The sequence below is a fragment of the Saccharopolyspora elongata genome, from assembly GCF_004348985.1.
GTDB lineage: Bacteria > Actinomycetota > Actinomycetes > Mycobacteriales > Pseudonocardiaceae > Saccharopolyspora > Saccharopolyspora elongata.
The window spans coordinates 114,248-134,150 of record NZ_SMKW01000016.1 but is presented as its reverse complement, the minus strand read 5'-3'; the positions used below and the strand labels follow the sequence as shown (position 1 = coordinate 134,150).

General features: G+C 71.6%; 16 protein-coding genes. 5 read left to right on the top strand and 11 right to left on the bottom strand.

Going from position 1 to position 19,903, the window contains the following annotated elements:
• Positions 1-99: 99 nt before the first annotated feature.
• A complete protein-coding gene (gene ahcY / locus E1288_RS15015; protein WP_132485404.1) occupies positions 100-1,563 on the bottom strand; it encodes an adenosylhomocysteinase in 1,464 nt (487 codons plus the stop codon).
• 408 nt (positions 1,564-1,971) lie between these two features.
• On the opposite strand from ahcY, the gene E1288_RS15010 reads away from it, so the two are divergent.
• The gene (locus E1288_RS15010) at positions 1,972-4,647 is read left to right on the top strand and encodes an alpha/beta hydrolase family protein (protein ID WP_132485402.1); all 2,676 of its coding nucleotides are present in this window, start codon (positions 1,972-1,974) and stop codon (positions 4,645-4,647) included.
• A gap of 51 nt (positions 4,648-4,698) precedes the next feature.
• The gene (locus E1288_RS46935; protein WP_165968121.1) at positions 4,699-4,866 is read left to right on the top strand and encodes a hypothetical protein; all 168 of its coding nucleotides are present in this window, start codon (positions 4,699-4,701) and stop codon (positions 4,864-4,866) included.
• A gap of 166 nt (positions 4,867-5,032) precedes the next feature.
• On the opposite strand, the gene E1288_RS15005 is transcribed toward E1288_RS46935, so the two are convergent.
• From E1288_RS15005 to E1288_RS14975, 7 genes are all read right to left on the bottom strand, one after another.
• Positions 5,033-6,571 carry an amino acid permease gene (locus E1288_RS15005; RefSeq protein WP_132485400.1) on the bottom strand — a complete coding sequence of 513 codons (1,539 nt, stop codon included), beginning with the start codon at positions 6,569-6,571 and terminating at the stop codon, positions 5,033-5,035.
• 258 nt (positions 6,572-6,829) lie between these two features.
• Positions 6,830-7,753, bottom strand: a complete 924-nt coding sequence (locus E1288_RS15000) for a cation diffusion facilitator family transporter (protein WP_132485398.1) — start codon at positions 7,751-7,753, stop codon at positions 6,830-6,832.
• Positions 7,754-7,862: 109 nt separating this feature from the next.
• Entirely contained in the window at positions 7,863-9,107 is a 1,245-nt protein-coding gene (gene manA / locus E1288_RS14995; protein ID WP_132485397.1) for a mannose-6-phosphate isomerase, class I, read from the bottom strand.
• A 106-nt stretch (positions 9,108-9,213) separates the two neighbouring features.
• Positions 9,214-10,293 (bottom strand): SIS domain-containing protein, encoded by a 1,080-nt coding sequence (locus E1288_RS14990; protein ID WP_132485456.1) that lies wholly within the window; start codon positions 10,291-10,293, stop codon positions 9,214-9,216.
• A 5-nt stretch (positions 10,294-10,298) separates the two neighbouring features.
• A complete protein-coding gene (locus E1288_RS14985; RefSeq protein WP_093267122.1) occupies positions 10,299-10,514 on the bottom strand; it encodes a Trm112 family protein in 216 nt (71 codons plus the stop codon).
• Between the two features lie 70 nt (positions 10,515-10,584).
• Positions 10,585-11,934, bottom strand: a complete 1,350-nt coding sequence (locus E1288_RS14980; protein ID WP_132485395.1) for a phosphomannomutase/phosphoglucomutase — start codon at positions 11,932-11,934, stop codon at positions 10,585-10,587.
• A 107-nt stretch (positions 11,935-12,041) separates the two neighbouring features.
• Positions 12,042-12,401, bottom strand: a complete 360-nt coding sequence (locus E1288_RS14975) for a DUF3499 domain-containing protein (RefSeq protein WP_132485393.1) — start codon at positions 12,399-12,401, stop codon at positions 12,042-12,044.
• 262 nt (positions 12,402-12,663) lie between these two features.
• Here E1288_RS14975 and E1288_RS14970 point away from each other — a divergent pair, with 262 nt between their 5' ends.
• Positions 12,664-13,137 (top strand): metallopeptidase family protein, encoded by a 474-nt coding sequence (locus tag E1288_RS14970; protein ID WP_165968120.1) that lies wholly within the window; start codon positions 12,664-12,666, stop codon positions 13,135-13,137.
• Here E1288_RS14970 and pdxR read toward each other — a convergent pair.
• The gene (gene pdxR, locus E1288_RS14965) at positions 13,121-14,551 is read right to left on the bottom strand and encodes a MocR-like pyridoxine biosynthesis transcription factor PdxR (protein WP_132485391.1); all 1,431 of its coding nucleotides are present in this window, start codon (positions 14,549-14,551) and stop codon (positions 13,121-13,123) included. The two genes, E1288_RS14970 and pdxR, sit on opposite strands and share 17 nt — an antisense overlap.
• A gap of 46 nt (positions 14,552-14,597) precedes the next feature.
• On the opposite strand from pdxR, the gene E1288_RS14960 reads away from it, so the two are divergent.
• Complete coding sequence (locus tag E1288_RS14960) at positions 14,598-15,068, top strand: carboxymuconolactone decarboxylase family protein (RefSeq protein ID WP_132485389.1); 471 nt, start codon at positions 14,598-14,600, stop codon at positions 15,066-15,068.
• Positions 15,069-15,136: 68 nt separating this feature from the next.
• Here the strand turns inward: E1288_RS14960 and E1288_RS14955 are convergent, their stop codons facing one another.
• Positions 15,137-18,208, bottom strand: a complete 3,072-nt coding sequence (locus E1288_RS14955) for a glycosyltransferase (RefSeq protein ID WP_235883562.1) — start codon at positions 18,206-18,208, stop codon at positions 15,137-15,139.
• Between the two features lie 109 nt (positions 18,209-18,317).
• Positions 18,318-18,548 carry a WhiB family transcriptional regulator gene (locus tag E1288_RS14950; RefSeq protein WP_165968123.1) on the bottom strand — a complete coding sequence of 77 codons (231 nt, stop codon included), beginning with the start codon at positions 18,546-18,548 and terminating at the stop codon, positions 18,318-18,320.
• A gap of 566 nt (positions 18,549-19,114) precedes the next feature.
• Here E1288_RS14950 and E1288_RS14945 point away from each other — a divergent pair.
• Positions 19,115-19,873 carry a site-2 protease family protein gene (locus E1288_RS14945; RefSeq protein ID WP_132485383.1) on the top strand — a complete coding sequence of 253 codons (759 nt, stop codon included), beginning with the start codon at positions 19,115-19,117 and terminating at the stop codon, positions 19,871-19,873.
• Positions 19,874-19,903: the final 30 nt, after the last annotated feature.

The following is a 19,903-nucleotide window of genomic DNA, read 5'->3' as shown; positions in this document are numbered from 1 at the left end:
CCGGCCGGCATCGGCGCAGGCCTCGGGCCGGGCGGGCGCGGGTCGGCGATCCGCAGCCCGAACGGACACCTGAGGTTCCGCCGCCCGGCACGCAGGGCTTCAGTACCGGTAGTGGTCCGGCTTGTAGGGACCTTCCACATCGACGTCGATGTACTCGGCCTGCTCCTTGGAGAGCTTCGTCAGCTCGCCGCCGAGGGCCGTCACGTGGATGCGGGCGACCTTCTCGTCGAGGATCTTGGGCAACCGGTAGACCTCGTTGTCGTACTCCTCGTGCTTGGTGAACAGCTCGATCTGGGCGATCGTCTGGTTGGCGAACGACGCGGACATCACGAAGCTCGGATGCCCGGTGGCGTTGCCCAGGTTCAGCAGGCGCCCCTCGGACAGCACGATGATCGACCTGCCGCTGTCGAACACCCACTCGTCGACCTGCGGCTTGATCCGCACCCGGCGCGCATCGGCGGCGCGGCGCAGGCCGGCCATGTCGATCTCGTCGTCGAAGTGGCCGACGTTGCCGAGGATCGCCTGGTGCTTCATCCGCCGCATGTGGTCGACGGTGACGATGTCCTTGTTCCCCGTCGTGGTGATCACGATGTCGGCCTGGTCGATGACGCTCTCCAGCCGGGCCACCTGGTACCCGTCCAGCATCGCCTGCAGCGCGTTGATCGGATCGATCTCGGTGATGATCACGCGGGCCCGCTGGCCGTGCAGCGACTCCGCCGCACCCTTGCCGACATCGCCGTAGCCGCACACCACCGCGACCTTGCCGCCCACGAGCACATCCGTGCCCCGGTTGATGCCGTCGATCAGCGAATGCCGGATTCCGTACTTGTTGTCGAACTTCGACTTGGTCACCGAGTCGTTGACGTTGATCGCCGGGAACAGCAGCTCGCCGCGCGCGGCGAGCCGGTAGAGGCGATTGACGCCGGTCGTGGTCTCCTCGGTGACCCCCCGGACTCCCGCCGCCGCGCGAGTCCACTTGGTGGGGTCGGCTGCCAGCGACGCGCGCAACTCATCCAAGATCACCTTGAGCTCGTCCGGGTCGTCGTCCGCCGGATTCGGCACCACCCCGGCCGCCTCGCACCTCGCGCCCTCGTGGACCAGCAGGGTCGCGTCGCCGCCGTCGTCCAGGATCATGTTCGGCCCCTGGTCGCCTGGCCAGGTCAGCATCCGCTCGGTGCACCACCAGTACTCCGCCGGGGTCTCGCCCTTCCACGCGAACACGGGGACACCCCCGGGTTCGTCCGGAGTCCCGTGCGGGCCGACCACCACAGCGGCGGCCGCCGCGTCGTCGGTGGAGAAGATGTTGCAGGAGGCCCAGCGCACCTCGGCACCCAGCGACACCAGGGTCTCGATCAGCACGGCGGTCTGCACCGTCATGTGCAGGGAACCCGAGATGCGCGCGCCCTTCAGCGGATGCACCTCGGCGTACTCCCGGCGCAGCGCCATCAGTCCGGGCATCTCGTGCTCGGCCAACCGGATCTGGTTCCGGCCGTCGGCGGCCGGTGCCAGATCCGCGACGGCGAATTCGACACCGCCGCGGGTCTGCAGCTTCTCGACACTCATCCTTCGCCCCCTCTGGAAGATGTGTGCTGGTCAGGGCACGGATTCGGCGACTTACCCCGCACCGAGACTACCGTCGGTATTCGATCGATCACTCCGGGCGATAACATCTGGCCGGTGCCGCGCTAGCGCCGCTCCGCGCCGGGACAGCGCAGCCCAGCCGCTGGTCCGCGCCGCACTCCCGGCTTCGCCGCTCGCCGGCCACGCCGGCCGCGGGCGCCGCGCTGTGCAGCTCCCCGTCGGCCACGAGAGGCACCACTGCCGGAAAAGCACCGGGAAACCTGCGAGGAATGCGGGACATGGGGCGCCCCGGACGATCACAATCGGAGGGGCAGAGCTCGCCAGATGTCGATCAGCAGTGGAGAATCGCCACCGGCGTTTCGACGATCAACAACCGCACGGGAGGATCCAGTGCAAATACCCGGGCCCGACACCCGCGTCGTCGAGCTGCGGGTACACGGCATCCTCGGCACCACCGGCGACGAGCTGACCGATTCGGTCGCCTCGGTGGACGTCGCCGGCGACGGCATCGGACGCATCATGCGCCCGGCCGACCGACTTCGGCGACCGGTTCCCGGACCGATGCTGTCGGCCGGGGACCGCTCGGTGCCCCGCATCGTCGAAGGCTACGTCTGGGGTGGCATGACCTCCGGCGGCCTGGCCAAGGCGACCTGGGCCCTGCTGTTCCCGTTCGCGCTGGCCAACATGGCGCACTGGATGCTGCCACCGGCCCGGACCGGTAACCCGATCAGCACCGCGCTCTCGTCCGTGCTGCGCGCGCTGCTCCGGATTTCGGCCCTGCTGCTGACGATGCTGCTCGTCGCGCAGCTGGCCGTGGTCACCCTGGACCTGGTCGCCGCGCAATGCCTCCGACCTGGCGTGCCGTGCATGGAATTCGTCCCGGGCGCCATCCGGAGCATCGACATCCTGCGCGCCTCGGCCGCTCTGCTGCCCGTTGCTCTCGTCATCCTCCTCATGAATCGCCTGTCCACTGTGTCCTGGCAGGTCTCCGCGCCGAAGACCGACAAACCGCAGCACTCGTCGCGGGCACCGATGCTGCCCGGCGCGAACGTCGTCGCGGACCCGGACACGCCGGTGCTGCGCACCATGCACGTCATCGCAGCACTGTCCACTGTGGCGCTTCTCGCGCTCGGCGGACCGTTCGCGATCAGCGCCGATCCGCGCTGGCTGATCGCCGCGGCGCTGCTCGTCTTCTCCCTGGTCGGAACCGTCGTGCTCGACGACCCGGCCGGAATGCGCGCCGACGGCAAGGAAAAGGCGCTGCGGATCACCCTCGGCCGCACTCCGCGTCGCGCGCTGATGACCGTGGCCGCGTTACTGCTGTGCACGGTCGCCCTCTTCCCCGGGCAGCTGACCGGCCCGCTGCCCGGCTCGGGCGACACGATCGACGCGATCACCGGCGCCTTGGTGATCACATGCCTCGCGGTGGCCGTCCTGCTCGCACCCGCCGCACTGCTCGCCCGCCCCGGCTGGAAGACCTGCCCGCCCCGGCTCCGCCCCTGGATCGGCGGCTGGATGACCGCCCCCGTGCTGATGCTGGCCTGCATGCTCGGCAACGGGTTCGGCGCGGGACTCGGCCTGAGCGTGGCCCGGGCGCTGGGCTCCTCACAGGAGCCGGGCGACCCGGTGCTCATGCTGCCCACCGCCTACGACGACGTGACGATCTTCTGGGGCACGACCGCCGTGCTGCTGCTCGCCGCCGGGATCATCGGCACCCCGTGGATGCTGCTGAAGCGGTGGCGTGCTGGACGCCGCGATGGCGACGGCGCGGACGGCTCCGTGGGCACCGACGACTCGATTCCCGACGAGGTCGCCTTGCTGCACGCCGGGCGGCCGGCGGACCAGCGCGCCGCGGCCAACGCCTGGAAGTGGGCGGACCTGCAGCGCCGCTACTCACATCTCGTCCTCCTCGTGATCGCTGGGGTGCTGGCCGTCAGCACCGCGTTGACCCTGGTGGCCCGGGTCGCCGAGCTGCCCGGCTTCACCTGGCTGATCGGGGTCGGGGTCGCCGCGCTCGCGACGCTCGCCGTCGGGCTGCTTCGGATGGTGTACCTGGCCGCCACCAAGCGGGACACCGCCCGCTACCTCGGCGTGCTCTGCGACCTGGCGCTGTTCTGGCCTCGCGAAGCGCACCCCGTGGTGCCGCCGTGCTACGCGCTGAAAGTGATCCCCGAGCTCGCCGCCCGCGCCACCGAGCACCTCGCCGACCCGAACACCCGCGTCGTCCTCGTCGGGCACAGCCAGGGCAGCCTGCTCGCCGCCGTCGCGACCGCCCGGCTGCTGGAATCCCTGCCGGAAGCCGACCGCGAACGGGTCGGCCTGGTCACTGCGGGCTCCCAGCTCCAGTGGGCCTACCCGCGGGCGTTCCCCGGCGTGGTGCCCCACGCCTCGCTGCGCGACCTGGCCGGCGCGCTCGGCGGCCGCTGGCGCTCGCTGTGCCGCGGCACCGACCCGATCGGCGGCGCCGTGACCACCTGGAACCGGCAGGTCTACGACGGCATGCTGATCGGGGTCGGGCTGCGCGCCGACGGCACCGAGGGGCCGCTGCCCGCCGCCACCCGCGGACCCACCGGAGCCCTGGTGCTCGGCGGCGACCACTGGCTCCCCGACCCGCAGCGCGGCCCGTTCTCGTGCCGGCGCTGGGTGCCCGGCGTGCTCGGGCACACCGACTACAGCGGCGACCCGGAGTGGGACCGCGCCGTCGCGATGGCCGCGGGCCTGGAGTCCCCGGTTCGCGGCGCCGCGCTCCCGCTGCAGCCGCAGACCCCGACCCCGGCTCAGGCCCCGGCCACGGCGAGCGCGCCGAAGACCCCTCACCTGACGGCGCAGGGCGGCGACGGCGGATCCCTCACCGAGACCATCGAGGGGCTGACCCGCCCGAAGACCGACGCCGACGAGCCCGAAACCGCCCAGAACGACGAGCCGGAGCGGACCACGGCGACGGTGGCGCGACAGCAGGACTCGAAGCCCCGGCCGGAGCCTTCGGTGCTTCCGGAGATCACCGAGCCCCGCGGGCGCAGCGCCCCGTGGGAGCGCGGCATGGCGCTGCGCCCTTCCGAGCGCTGAGCAACGGCACGTGAGCACCCGCTGGGCAGCCCGGCGGCGTACCAAAGCGACATGGCGCGCTCCACGCGTGCACCGAGCGCCGACCTCCGGCGCGGCGGAGACGCTCCGGAAGATCGCGCCTCGCCGATGGGGCCGGCGGGCACGAACGCCGTGGGCAAGGGCCCGCACTCGACGCCCGCATTCCTGTCTCCGCGAGCCCTGCTGCGGCAAGCGGAGTGATGACCGTTCCTGATTTGAGCTGTTCTCCGTGTCATGCCTCCATGATCCGGAGCCGGACGGCGGAGATCATCACTCAGCCAGGTGAACATTTGTTCGAATCACAGGCTAAAAAGCGGCGCCGCCCTCCGAGGGCGGCGCCGCTTCGATCGGTCAGCCAGTCACCCGGCTAGTCCTTGGAGCCCCCGTCCTGGGGCACCGCACCTCCCGCGGCCACCTCGCCGGCCTGGCGCTGGGCCAGCCGCGAGTGCTTGCGGCCGTACAGGAAGTAGATCACCACACCGGCGGCCATCCAGACCGCGAACCGGACCCAGGTCAGGGCGGTCAGGTTCAGCATCAGCCAGAAGCAGGCCAGGATCGCCAGGATCGGCACCAGCGGCACCAGCGGGGCCCGGAAGCCGCGCGGCAGATCGGGCCGGGTCCTGCGGAGCACGATCACGCCGAGCGAGACGAGCACGAAGGCGAACAGCGTGCCGACGTTGACCATCTCTTCCAGCTTGTCCGCCGGGAAGAAACCGGACGCGACGACCACGACCGCGCCGACCAGGATGGTGGCCCGGACCGGGGTGCCGTGCTTCGGGTCGGTCTTGGCCAGGCCGCGCGGCACCAGGCCATCACGGGACATCGCGAACAGCACGCGGGTCTGCCCCAGCAGCAGCACCATGACGACCGTGGTCAGACCGGCCAGGGCGCCGACCGAGATGATCGCCGCCGCCCAGTTCACACCGTGCTGGGCGAAGGCCGTGGCCAGCGTGGAACGGCTGCCGTCCTCTGCGGTCGCGAGGTCGGTGTAGGGCACCATGCCGGTGACGACCAGCGCGACCGCGACGTAGAGCACGGTGACGATCGCGAGGCTGCCGAGGATGCCGCGGGGCGCCATCTTCTGCGGGTTCTTGGTCTCCTCCGCCGTGGTGGCCACGATGTCGAAGCCGATGAAGGCGAAGAACACCAGCGACGCCGCGGCCAGCAGGCCGAAGACGCCGTAGGTGCTGGTCTCACCGCCGAGGATCAGCGACAGCAGCGACTGCTCCAGCTTCGGGCTTTCCTCGGTGGCGGTCTGCGCCGGCGGGATGAACGGGCTGTAGTTGGCCGCGTTCACGTAGGCCAGGCCGACCACGATGACCAGCAGCACCACGGCCACCTTGATCAGCGTGATCACCAGGCTGACGCGGGCCGACAGCTTCGTGCCGAGGGCCAGCAGGGTGCACAGCACCACCGTGAGCAGCACGGCACCCCAGTCGAACTGCAGCGGGCCCAGCGGCAGGACCGTGGGCACCTCCAGGCCGATCAGCTTGAGCACCTGCTCCAGGTAGATCGACCAGCCCTTGGCCACCGCGGCCGCCGCGACGGCGAACTCCAGGATCAGGTCCCAGCCGATGATCCAGGCGATGAACTCGCCGAACGTCGCGTACGAGTAGGTGTACGCGCTGCCCGCGACCGGAACGGTGGAGGCGAACTCGGCGTAGCACAGCGCCGCCAGCCCGCAGGCGATCGCGGCGAGCACGAACGCCAGCGACACCGAGGGGCCGGTGACATCACCGGCGGTTCGCGCGGCGAGCGTGAAGATACCCGCACCGATGACCACGGAAACCCCGAAGACGATCAGGTCCCAGGTTCCGAGGTTCTTTCGCAGCTTGGTGTCCGGTTCGTCGGTATCCAAGATGGATTGTTCGACCGATTTGGTTCGCCACAGCCCAGTGCCTGGCACTGTCGCCTCCCTCATTGAGCCCAAATGGTGGGTCCGCACCCTAACGCGGCAGTATCTCGATCGGAACTGGCTGACTTGAGCCCGCGACCCGTTTCGTTAACTCCTTGTAATGCAAACACGCCCTGGTCTTACCTCCGGAAGCGGGATGTCTGCCCGTTTCGCCTACGTACGGTGATCGATCGGGAACCCCGACGTCGCACAGGCGCATGATGCCGGGGATCCCGTACCGGGTCAGGACCTGGCGCGCCGCCGCGGCGGTCACGCGGTCGCGGCGCGGCCCCGCTCCAGGTCCGGTTCGAGGTAGATCAGCCGGGCAGCGGGCACCTTCGCCCGGACCCGCGCCTCGGCGCCGTCGATCTCGGCCGCCACCTCGGCCACCGACAGCGACGGGGCGAGACCGATCTTGGCGGCGATCAGCAGCTCGTCCGGGCCGAGGTACTGCGTCCGGATGTGGATCACCTTCTCCACCCGCTCGGACTCCAGCTGGCCCACGATCTCGGCGAGCACGTCGCGGGTCGCGCCCTCGCCGATGAGCAGGCTCTTGGTCTCGACGATCAGCACGATCGCGATCGCCCCCAGCAGCACGCCGATGCACGCGGTGCCGATGCCGTCCCAGACCGGGTCGCCGGTCAGCGCGGTGAGGCCGACGCCGCCGAGCGCGAGCACCAGGCCGATCAGCGCGCCGAGGTCCTCCAGCAGCACCACCGGCAGCTCCGGGGTCTTGGCCTGCCGGATGAACTGCCACCAGGTCAGCTCGCCCTTGATCGCCTTCGATTCCCGGATCGCGGTGATGAAGCTGAAGGTCTCCAGGCCGATCGCGATCAGCAGGATGACCACCGCCACCCACGCCGAGTGCAGCGGCTCGGGGTGCTGGATCTTGTGGATGCCCTCGTAGAGCGCGAACACCGAGCCCAGGCTGAACAGCAGCAGCGCGACGACGAACGAGTAGAAGTAGCGGTCCCGGCCGTACCCGAAGGGGTGCTCCGGGGTGGGCTTGCGCTGCGAGGTCTTCTGGCCGAGCAGAAGCAGGCCCTGGTTCGAGGTGTCGGCGACCGAGTGCACCGCTTCCGCCAGCATCGACGAGGAACCGGTGAACAGGAACCCGCCGAACTTGGCCACTGCGATGCCCGCGTTCGCGGCCAGCGCGGCCAGGATGGCCTTGGTTCCGCCTCCTGCTGACACGATGTATCTCCCGATTCGGTGTGCGGGGAGGCCGGTGCCCGGCCCGATGACGGGAGAAATCTACCCGCTGGCCCCGCGCCGGGGGATCAGGTCCGCAGAACCGGCGAACTCAGAACGCGCCCGCGGCGGCGCGGAAGACCTGAGCGCTGCCGTCGGCGTCGAGCTCGACCGGGTGCACCTCCACCGCCGGGTCGGATGCCGCCAGCCACACCGAGTGGCCGCGTTCCAGCACCAGCTCGCGCGGCAGCGACCCGTTCCCACTGGTCAGCCGGACGCGCCCCCTGGTGCACAGGAGAATCTGCGGCCCGGGCGAGTCCAGCCGGACCGCGCCGGCCTCGGCCGGCGTCCAGTCCAGCCTGGACAGCTCGAACTCGTCGGCCGGCGTCCGGTAGGCGGTCAGGTTGGCGTCCAGCGACTCGCCCTTGAGCACCCGCATGTCGCCGCAGGCGAAGTCGAGGACCCGCAGCAGCTCGGGCACGTCGACGTGCTTGGGCGTCAGGCCGCAGCGCAGGATGTTGTCGGAGTTGGCCAGGATCTCGATGCCGGTGCCGTGCAGGTAGGCGTGCAGGTTCCCGGCGGGCAGGAAGATCGCTTCGCCGGGCTGGAGCACGATCCGGTTCAGCAGCAGGCTGGCCAGCACTCCGGCGTCGTTCGGGTACGCCTCGCCGAGTTCGAGCACCGTCCGGCACTCCAGCCCGAACTCGCCGTGCTCCCGCACGTGGGCCACGCAGGCTTCCAGCAGGTCCGGCAGCACCTCGCGCAGGTAGTGCTCGGGGAGCGTGATCCAGGTGGTGAACAGGGCGCGCAGGCCGTCGGCATCGGGTTGCGCGGCCAGCAGTTCGCGGTGGGCGCGCAGGCTGGGGACGGCGAGCTCGTCGAGGAGGCGCACGGTCCGCTGCGCGTCGCGGAACCCGGCCAGCGCGTGGAACTCGGTCAGCGCGCAGATCAGCTCGGGCTTCGCGGTGGGGTCCGGGTAGTTGCGGTTGGGTGCGTTGCGGGCGATGCCCGCTCGCTCCTCCTGCTGGAAGCCCTCGGCCGCCTGCGCTGCGGACGGATGCGCTTGCAGGCTCAGCGGTTCGTCGGCCGCGAGCACCTTGAGCAGGAACGGCAACCGGCCGCCCCAGCGGTCCACGCACGCCGGGCCGAGGTGGTGCGCCGGGTCGCTGTCCAGCAGGGACAGCAGCGACACCTCTTCCCCGCCGGACCGGACCACCCGCGACGGGTCACCCGGGTGGGCGCCCATCCACAGCTCGGCTTCGGGGTGCGGCGTGGGGACGGGCCGACCGAGCAGATCAGCAATAGCGGTACGCGAGCCCCACGCATAGGGGCGCACCGCGTTCCGCAGTAGCTCCACAGTCGATTCTCGCTTCCTCGTCCTAGCGTCTGCTCGTGCCCGACGCCCAGCACAGCACACCGCGCCGGAGCGGCGGGCGGCATCGGGGCATCCCCTGAACTTTCCCTCAGTGAACCGCCATCGCCGGCCAGCCGGGCCCGTTCAAGGTTCCGGCGGCCAGCCCCAGGTACACGGCGGCCAGGTCGAACCGGGCGGCCAGTGCCGCGGACCGCAGCACGGCGTCGTCTCCGACCGACTCGCCGGGCGTGACCAGGTCCGCGCTGGGCAGATCCCGCGTCGCGGCTCGTTCGAATGCCTCCCCCCGCGCGTCGTACCGCGCGCTGACCAGGAACACGCGCAGCAGCGCGCCCGGGTTGTCCTCGGGGTCGGCGAACAGGTCCGCCTCGGAGCCGACTGCAGCGGCGGCGCGGTGCAGCGCCCGCTCGGTGGCCGCCTGCGGGTAGTCGGCGACGCCGCAGGCCACGCCGGCGTGGCAGCCGAGCGCGAACGCGCCGTGCGCCGCCACTGCCGTCGACACCGGGTCGAGGCCCCAGAGCAGCGGGGCGCGGTCGGCCAGCCGCAGGGCCAGCGACTTCGCGGGGTTGACAAGGGATTCGTGGCTCGGGTGCGCGCGTTCGGCTTCCCGGTCGAGCACGCCGGCCAGGCTGTCGGCGTCGAAGTGGAGCAGACCGAGGGCGCCGAGCATGCTGAGCCCGGCCGCGAAGACGTGCGCGAACGACAGCGCCCGTGGCACCGGGATGCGCGGTGGGAGCACTTTGGCGCGGCCCGCCCCGGCGGCCGCGACCGGGCCGTCGGCCGGGGCGGCGAGCACGACCGACGCACCGCGACGGCAGGCCACCGAGACCGACTCGGCCAGCACCGCGTCGCCGACGTCGTCGGTGTGCGCGAAGACGACGTCCAGCGCGCCGACCCACGCCGGGACCGATTCGGCGATCACCAGCGGGACCGGGCACCGCGGCCCGGCCAGGGCCGCCAGCAGGCTGCAGACGCCCGGGCCGACGCCGGGGCGCGCCAGCAGCACCACGGCGCGCGGGCGCCCGTCGGCGAGCTCGGCCAGGTCCGCTTCGCCCGCGCTCTCCACCGCGGCCCGGACCTGCGCCCCGGAGAGCGCAGCGAGCCGCAGCAGGCCGCCGGAATCCACATCGGCCAGCCTGGCCGGGTCGTCGAAGAGACTGTCGTCCAGCACGAACGTCACCCCTCCCCGGCCGCGCCGGGGGCCGGCCCCCCGACCGCCTCGTCCAGCAGGAGCACCGGAATTCCGTCCCGGACCGGGAAACCACGGCCGCAGGAGGTGCAGGTCAGGTAGTCGGCCTGCGCGTCATCGCCGAGCCCCGGCCGCAACGGCGCGTGCTCCGGGCACGGGCATGCCAGGATCTCCAACAGCTGTGGTTGCAGGTCAACGGCCACTTTTCCTCCCAAACTCACCCGCGCCGACCTCGCGGGCACGCACTCCTGCCATCGCGGCGACGCCGGGTCGTCATCCTCGGACGACTGCCAGCACCTCATCGCGCAGCGCGGCCATCGCGTCAGTGTCCCTTGCCTCCACGTTGAGCCGGAGCAGCGGTTCGGTGTTGGACGGGCGAAGGTTGAACCAGGAGCCGTCCGCCAGCTCCACGGTAAGCCCGTCGAGCTCGTCCACACGAGCGCCATTGCGGTCACCGAAGGCCTCGGCCACGGCGCGCATCCGGGCCTGCTGGTCGTCGACCGTTGAGTTGATCTCGCCGGAGGCGGCGTACCGCGAGTAGTCGGCCATCAGCTCCGACAGCGGCTGGTCCTGGCCGCCTAGCGCGGCGAGCACGTGCAGCGCGGCGAGCATGCCGGAGTCGGCGCGCCAGAAGTCGCGGAAGTAGTAGTGCGCGGAGTGCTCGCCGCCGAAGATCGCCCCGGTCTCGGCCATCGTCTGCTTGATGAACGAATGCCCGACGCGGGTGCGCACCGGCTTGCCGCCGTGCGCGGCGACGATCTCGGGCACGGCCTTGGAGGTGATCAGGTTGTGGATGATCGTCCCGCCGGGCTCCTTGGCCAGCTCGCGCACCGCGACCAGCGCGGTGATCGCGCTCGGCGAGACCGGTTCGGCGCGCTCGTCGACCACGAAGCAGCGGTCGGCGTCGCCGTCGAAGGCCAGCCCGGCGTCGGCTCCGACCTCGCGGACCTTGGCCTGCAGGTCGACCAGGTTCGCAGGGTCGAGCGGGTTGGCCTCGTGGTTGGGGAAGGTGCCGTCCAGCTCGAAGTACATCGGCACCAGCTCGATCGGCAGGCCGTCGAAGACGGTCGGCACCGTGTGCCCACCCATCCCGTTGCCGGCGTCGACCACGATCTTCAGCGGGCGGATGCCCCTGATGTCGACCAGTTCGCGCAGGAAGGCGGCGTATTCGTCGACGAGGTCGCGCTGGGTGGTGGCGCCCTTGGCACCCAGGAACTCCGGTACGCCGTGCGCGACCAGCTCCTGGATCTCGGACAGGCCGCTGTCCTGGCCGACCGGGGCGGCCCCGGCGCGGCACAGCTTGATGCCGTTGTAGCGGGCCGGGTTGTGGCTGGCGGTGAACATCGCGCCGGGCAGGTCGAGCCGCCCCGAGGCGAAGTACAGCATGTCGGTGCTGGCCAGCCCGATGTTGATCACATCGACGCCCTGGCCGGTGACGCCCTCGGCGAATGCCGCGGCCAGTCCCGGCGAGGATTCCCGCATGTCGTGTCCGATGACCACCGCCGGGCCACCCACGAGCCGGGTGAAGGCGGCGCCGATCTCCCGCACCACGTCGGCGTCCAAGCCGTCACCGACCACCCCGCGGATGTCGTAGGCCTTGACGATCCCCGACAGGTCCCGCACGCTGCACCCTCCCCGTTCCGCGTCCGACGACGTGGCTCGAAGCCTACCGGCGATCGAGGACGCGGTGGCGCCAGCTCGACACACGCGAGCTGTTCGTCACGATCTATTCACTCGTCGATCGGATCGGGCAGGACGCGCAGGTGTCCGCGCCGGCTGCCGCCCGGGGCGAGACCCTGGGCCTCGACCGGCCGGTCCGGCCGACCTGCTTCCCGCACGGCCTCCGCTAACGCGGTCAGGTCGTCGTCGGAAGGTTCCGGTGGCGCGAATTCGCCTTCGTGCCGCACGACCTCCCAGCCCTTCGGCACGGTGAGCCGCAGCGCGTGCGCTTCGCACAGGTCGTAGCTGTGCGGTTCGGCGTAGGTGGCGAGCGGGCCGACGACCGCGGTGGAGTCCGCATAGGCATAAGTGAGCGTGGCGACGGCCGGGTTGGTACACCCGGTCCGCGAGCAACGCCTCACGCTCCGCACGACACGCACGATAGCGTCCTCGCTCCGGCGCGCGGCGCAGGCACGCGGAAACCGCTCGCGACAGCCCGCGCGAGCACCGGTTTCCAGCAGTCAGCTCTGCGCGAACAGCCAGCGGCGCGGTGGTCGATTTGCGTGGATTGTCCCGTCTTCGGAGCCTGGCGACGATCGACGTCGTGCGCGGTCCGGGGCGTGGCGGGTGGCGGAACGCGAATCCTCCCGACGCTTGTCCCGACCTTGACCGCCGAAGGCGTACCCTCGGCCCGTGGTGACCGCACGTGGATCTCGGCGTCGAAGCCGCTTCCGCCGGGACCGGCGGGGCCGTGGCCTGCGCGGACCGCTGTACCCGTCCTCGGTTCCGGTGTCGCGCAGCCGTTCGCAGCGGTTCGACGCACTGGTGCTGGAGGCGCTCGAACCGATCGAACAGCGCTGGCACGCCGAGCTGACCCAGCTCGACGTGGCCGTCGACGAGGTGCCCGAGATCACCAGCACCACCCCGGAGAAGCAGGTCTGGGACGACGACGTGGTGGTGGACGCCAACGTGCCGCTGGCCCGGCTCGTCCCTGCGGGCGTGGACCGGCGCGGCCTGCCGACCCGGGCGCGCATCGTGCTGTACCGGCGGCCGCTGGAGGCGCGGGCCCGCGACGGCACGGACATGGCAGACCTGCTGCACGACGTGCTCGTCGAGCAGGTCGCGACCTACCTCGGGCTGGACCCCGACGTCATCGAAGGCCTGTGACCTCCAACGCGCTCAACGCATCCACCAGCGCGTCCAGCGCCGAGGCGTACGCATGTTCGGGCGGCGTGGCGTAGCCGACGACCAGCCCGTCCATCGCGGGCATCGTGGCGTCCGGGTGGCGGAAGCCGGCGAGCCCGTCCAGGGCGAGGCCCTGCCGGGCCGCGGCCGCGGCAGCGGAGCGCTCTGAGCCCGGCGGCAGGCGGAGCACGGCGTGCAATCCTGCAGCGACGCCGGTCGCGGTGACGTGCGGAGCACGTTCGAGGAGCCTCGCGACGAGCTGGTCGCGGCGGCGGCGGTAGCGCTGGCGCATGCGGCGGACGTGGCGGTCGTAGTGCCCGGAGTCGACGAAGTCGGCGAGGGTGAGCTGGTCGAGGACGCTGGCCCAGGCCTCCCGTTCGCCCTTGACCGCCAGCACGTCGTCGACCAGGTGCTCGGGCAGCACCATCCAGCCGAGCCGAACCGCCGGCGACAGGCTCTTGCTGACCGAGCCGATGTACAGCACGCGGTCCGGATCCAGGCCTTGCACCGCGCCCACCGGTTCGCGGTCGTAGCGGAACTCGCCGTCGTAGTCGTCCTCCAGGACCAGCCCGTCACGGGCCCTTGCCCAGTCGACGACGGCGGCGCGTCTGGCCGGATGCAGCGGGCCGCCGGTCGGGAACTGGTGCGCGGGCGTCAGCAGTACCGCGCGCACTCCTTTGCGGGACGGCAGTTCGTCGACGCGGGGCCCGTGCTCGTCGAGTTCGAGCGGGATGGTCTTGATCGACGCCTGGTGCAGCAGTTCGCGGTGGAAGGCGAGGCCGTAGGACTCCACGGCGAGCGGCCCGCGCAGGACGCCGGGGAACAGCAGGCGCAGCGCGTGCGCGAAGCCGGAGCAGATCACGATCTGGTCCGGTCGTGCCCGCACGCCGCGAACCCGCGAGAGGTAGTCGGCGAGCGCTCGCCGCAGCTCGAGCCGGCCTTGCGGGTCGCCGGGGCCGAAGGCCTCGTTCGGCGCGGCGTTGATGGCTCGCCGGGCCGAGGCCAGCCAGGCGGTGCGCGGGAACGATGCGGCGTCCGGCTGCCCTTGCCGCAGGTTGTGGACCGGCGCGGCGACACTTCGCGCCTCTTTCGGCGCACGGGTTGGTTTGCGCGGTTCGGCGCGCTGCGCGACGCGGGTGCCGGAGCCCTGTCGGGCGGTCAGCCAGCCCTCCGCGATGAGCTCGGCGTAGGCGGCGGCGACGGTGTTGCGGGCGAGGCCCAGGTCCGCGGCCAGCGAGCGGTACGGCGGCAGCCGGGTGCCCGGCGCCAGCCGCCCGGACCGGATCGCGTCCCGCAAGGCACCCATGAGCACCGACCGGCGGCTGCCCGGACCCGACAGGTCCAGATGCAGGTCGCTGCCCGTCCGCTCGGCCGAATTGACCCAAGAATCTGACACGTGAATGCACTCTACGACCGGTCGATTCACGCCATAGCGTGAAGTCATGACGAACAACGAAACGAAGCGACTCGACTTCGCGAAGTCCGCGCCGAAGGCGTTCAAGGCCCTGATCGGGTTCGACGCCGCGGCGCGGGAGGGCCTCGACCCCGTGCTGGTCGAGCTCGTCCAGATCCGCGCCTCCCAGCTCAACGGCTGCGCGTACTGCCTGCACATGCACACCACGGACGCCCGCAAGGCCGGGGAGAGCGAAGAGCGGCTGCACATGGTGCAGGTGTGGCGGGAGGCGCGCGGCTTCTTCACCGAGGCGGAGCTGGCCGCGCTGGAGCTGACCGAGGCCGTCACGCTGGTGTCCCATGGCGGCGTGCCGACCGACGTCTACGCCCGCGCCGCGGAGCACTTCGCGGAGCCGGAGCTGGCCCGGCTGCTCGCGCTGATCTTCACCATCAACACCTGGAACCGCATCGCGCTCAGCACGGCGAAGGTCCCGGGCACCGACGAGCGCACCGCCGCCTGACGATCCGGACCGGATTTTCCCAATTTTCGGGCAGAATTGGGAAAAACCCGTCCCGAGCGCGCTGAGGCTCAGGTGCTGCTGGGCTTCGCACGGCGACGCTCGGGGAAAGCCGCGACGAGGGCGAACAGGACGAAAGCCAACTGCACGCCGAGGAACGCGGTCCGCGGCACCTCCGTGTAGCCGACCTGGACCTCGGCGGCGCTCTCCGGCAGTGGGATCGCCACCTGGTGACCCCAGGCCGTGGCCAGCGGGAACGTCCGGCCGTCGATCCGCGCGTACCAGCCGGGCTCGTTCTCCGCGCCGAGGACCAGCGCCCGGCCGGCACCACCCTCGGACATCCGGACCGTGAACAGGGGCAGCTCGGCGGCCACCTGCAACGGCCTCGCCTCCGGTGTCGGCGCGGGCTCGGTGTGCGCCTGCCGCGCGAGGTCCGGCCCGAGCAGCTCCACCGGGCTGTTCGGCAGCAGCAGCCGCAGGACGCGGTGCCCGTCGGGCAGCCGCTCGTGCTCGGCGACCAGCCCCGCAGCGACTGCCGGCAGCCGGGAATCGTCCGGTACCGCGAGGAAACCGACACCGCGAGCCGCCGACGCCGCGAGCGCGGCGCGCGTCCGCGCGGGATCGCCGGACTGCAGGTCGTCGTCGACCCGGCGGAGCCAGTCGACGGCCGTGCCGACCGGCGCGAGGTCGTCGTCGCCGAAGCGGGGCGCGGTGCCGTCCACGAGCCGCGCGGGTTGCGGCCCGGGATCGAGGACCAGCAGCGAACCGGGCAGATCCGCCGCGATGGTCTGCTGGGCTCGCAGCGGTCCGCCGACCGCGGCGAACGCGGCACCGGTCGTCAGCCCCAGCAGGCCGACCACCAGCACCGGCAGCAGGATCTTGCCGGGCACGCGCGGTTTCCGCGCCACCAGCACGATCCACCCGCACCCGGCCGCGGCGATCATCAGCGGCCCGCCGGTCCAGCCGGTCGTGCTCGGGCCGCCGGTGATCGGTTCGGCGGCGAGGTTGTCCACCAGCGCGGCCAGCGCCCAGCCGAAGACCGCGACGGCCGCGCCCGGCAACATCCGCGGAGACCAAGCGGTGCCCAGCGCGGCGACCGCAGCGAGCGCGAACAGCGCGCCGACCAGGCTCGCCGGCGACCCATCAGGGCTCAGCGCCAGCAGCCAGGCACCCGCCGGGGTCTCGGTGATCCGCGCACCAAGGCCGTGCAACAACATCTGCGGGTGGTGCAGGAGCACCGCGGGCCACGGCAGCAGGCACGCGACGGACAGCAGCGCCACCGCGACCAGCCCGGCCACCCGGCGCCGATCGCGCGAACCCGCGCTCGGCAGCACGACGAAGGCGATCAGGGTCAGCACGATGAACGCGATGTGCAGCAGCGGCGCGAAGGCGCCCAGCACCGCGAGGCCCAGCGCGGTCAGGCACGCCGTTCCCAGCCACTTCCCGCCGGACCGCCCGAGCACCGAGACGATCCCGGCCAGCAGCAGCGGAACCAGGATGTGCGCGACCACGACGTCCAACCGGCCCTGCCCGGCGGAAAGCGAAGCCGCCGGCAGCACGGCGTAAGCACCGGCCGCGACGGCTCGCCGCAGACGCGACACCGGGAGCGCGCGCGTCGCGAGGTAACCGCTGAGGCCCGCCAGCGGAGCGCCGAACAGCAGCAGCACCGACGCCACCATCGACGGTCCACCTAGGACGGTGCCGAGCAGCGCCAGCACCAGCAGCGACGGGGAAGCCGGCGCGCCGGTCCCGCCGTTGACCGGGTGCCAGGCCGCCAGGTAGTCGCGCCACGTCGTCGCCAGATCGGCCACCGGCAGCATCCGGCCGCCTTGCAGGCCGGCCCCGAAGCGGTCGGCGATCAGTCCATTGGTGACGAAGGCGAACAGCACCAGCAACGTCGTCAGCACCACGGGCGGCGTCAGCACCAGTTCGCGCAGCACCCGCCAGCGGTCGACCGGCACGAGCAACAGGTCCCGCCGGATCGCGTCCCGCTTCAACGGCGACGGCTTCGGCTCCCCGATGTCCGGCACCGGCACCACGACCAGCCCCGTCCGGCCCGGCTTGTCGGGCCGCGGCGCTTCGGGATCGGCCTTGAAGAGCCAGCCCGTCGGCTCCCGCCCCAAGGCCAGATCGCGCCGCACCCGCTCCCGGACCAGGCCCTCGAACGAGGTGCGCGCCCAGTTCCGCAACCGCGCCGGCCGGCTCGTGAACAGCCCTCGGACGCCGTGCCGGACCGGGATCGTCGCGGCGCGCGAAGCCCGGCCCGCCAGCAGTTCCAACCGCCCGCCGAGCAAACCGCGCAGCACCGCGAACTCGGCGCCCGCCTCGCTCCACCGCCGCAGCGCCGCAGCGCCGCACATCCGCAGCAATGCCAGGCAGAACAGCCGCGGCAGGCCCAGCAGGAACGCCCACACCGGCGCGTTCACCAAGAACGTGCGAACCTGATCGGCCCGCTCCCCCGTCTGGGGGCCGCGCTTCGCGGCCGCATGCCGCATCCGCGCCCCGGGAACCCACCGGACGCCGTGCCCATCCAGGTTGATCCGCCAGCCCAGGTCGACGTCCGCGCTGCCGCCGAGATCCGCGTCGAAACCGCCGAGCTGCTCGAAGACATCCCGCCGCACCAAGGCACCGGCCGTGGTCACCGCCAGCACGGCGGACGCCGGGGGCGTTTCGCCGACGAGTTCCGGGTCCAGTTCGGACGGTCCGATGCCGGTCTGCCGGTGCCCGGCGGCATCCGTGCTCAGGCCCGCGTCCACCACCAGCCGGGGATCCGCCCAGTCCAACCCGAGCGGGCCGAGCAGCGCCGCGGCCGAATCCTCCTCGGCGGCGCGCAGCAAGCGCTCCAGGCATTCCGGCTCGGGTGCGGAATCGTCGTGCAGCAGCCACAACCAGCGCCCCGGATCGGCCCACTGCTTGGTCGCGTGCGCCAGGGCTTCCGCGACGGCGGCGCCGAACGGGGTCTCGCGCGGCATCGTGAGCACGTTGTCGACGACTCGGTCCGCTCGCGCCCGCGCCAGGAGTTCCGCGGTGCGGTCGGTCGAACCGGTGTCGACGGCCACCACGTGCCGCGGCTTCTCCGTCAGGTCGCCCAGCGCTGCGAGAACCTCCGGCAGCCACGAATCGCCGTCGTGACAGACCAACACCGCCAGCACCGGCGCGACCAAAATGCCCTCCCGCTAACCTGATCCACTACCGCTGAACGGTAATGCACCAGGAGCGGAAGAAAACCCCCTCGAAACGAACTGCGGCCGATCAGACCGCGCGGCGCTTGAGCTTGCGGCGCTCCCGTTCGGACAGACCGCCCCAGATGCCGAAGCGCTCGTCGTGCTGCAACGCGTACTCCAGGCATTCGGAGCGCACCTCGCAGCCCGCGCAGATGCGCTTCGCCTCCCGCGTCGAGCCGCCCTTCTCCGGGAAGAACGCCTCCGGGTCGGTCTGGGCGCACAGCGCGCGCTCCTGCCATTCCTGTTCGTCGTCGCCCATCTCGAACAGCTCGGCCAGGACGTCGAGTTCCGCCGCGGTGGCGTCCCCACGCTCCGCGAGGCGGCTATCTCCTGATTCCCACATCGTTTGATTTCCCCCGATTTCTCCCGTTCCCGCCGGCCCTCCCCAGGGCCGGAACAGGACGCACTCCTGATCGCAGGTCGCCCGGCCCCCGTCGGCCGGGAGCCCGCGCTTCGACGGCGGCGGCGCCGTCGCCGATCGACCGCACCGCCCGCCTCTCACCGCCGGCGGCACTTCGATCGACCCGTGCCCGACCGGGTCTCCCGTACCCGATCGGCCGCCGCCTGCGACCATCCAACCGGTTTCCACCCGGGGAACGATCATTTCAGCGACGAATGACACTGCTGTGATTACACCCGTGTAGCTCCTTGCGGTCAAGCGGAGACCTTCCGTAGGGGGACAACCCCCGCAAGCCGCCCGATGGGCGCGTTCGGCGCATCACCGGTACTCCGTGTGCACCATCGGCAGGCCCCATGATCATGGATACCACCGCGCGGCCGCCCGTGCCGAGGACGGCCCGTGAGTCGTTCGTGGACACTGGGGGCGTGAGCAACTCCGCGGTTCGAGTGAGTCCCCTGTTCCTCGGCCTGGTCGGGCTGACCGTGCTGGGCGGCGTGCTCGCCACGCTCGAGAACAACGCCGCCCGGGTCGGCGGCGTGGTGCTGATCGTGCTCGGCGGCTGGGCCACTTCGTTGTGCCTGCACGAATTCGGGCACGCGATCACCGCGTTCCGCGGTGGCGACTGGTCGGTGCGCGCCAAGGGCTACCTGACGCTGGATCCCCGGCACTACACCGACCCCGTCCTGAGCATCGTGCTGCCGCTGATCTTCGTGGCGCTCGGCGGTATCCCGCTGCCGGGCGGCGCGGTGTGGATCAACCACCACGCGCTGCGGTCCCGGCGCACCGAGTCGATGGTGTCGCTGGCCGGGCCGCTGATGAACCTGGTGCTGGGCCTGCTGATCAGCGCCGCCGTCGCGCTCGTGCCGATGCCGACCGGGCTGGCGGCCGGGCTGTCCTACCTGGCCTTCCTGCAGGTGATCGCGTTCGTGCTGAACATCCTGCCGATCCCCGGCCTGGACGGGTACGGCGCGATCGAGCCGTGGCTTTCCGTCCCGGCTCAGCGGTTCGGCGAGAAGGCTCGGCCGTGGGCGCCGCTGGTGCTGTTCCTGCTGCTGATCGGGGTGCCGTTCGTCGGTCAGGCGTTCTTCGGGCTCGCGTACTTCGTCTTCGACCTCGTCGGCGGCGACACGCTGCACACCTACCTGGGGCAGAGCATGTTCCGCAGCATCTTCGGCTTCCTGTGATGCGTCCGCCTGCTGGACCGTCATCAGGTT

Bases quoted from the DNA above. Each gene is read 5' to 3' on its own strand.
- ahcY (WP_132485404.1), bottom strand. From the start codon at position 1,563: ATGAGTGTCGAGAAGCTGCAGACCCGCGGCGGTGTCGAATTCGCCGTC.
- E1288_RS46935 (WP_165968121.1), top strand. From the start codon at position 4,699: ATGGCGCGCTCCACGCGTGCACCGAGCGCCGACCTCCGGCGCGGCGGA.
- E1288_RS14960 (WP_132485389.1), top strand. From the start codon at position 14,598: ATGACGAACAACGAAACGAAGCGACTCGACTTCGCGAAGTCCGCGCCG.
- E1288_RS14950 (WP_165968123.1), bottom strand. From the start codon at position 18,548: ATGGGCGACGACGAACAGGAATGGCAGGAGCGCGCGCTGTGCGCCCAG.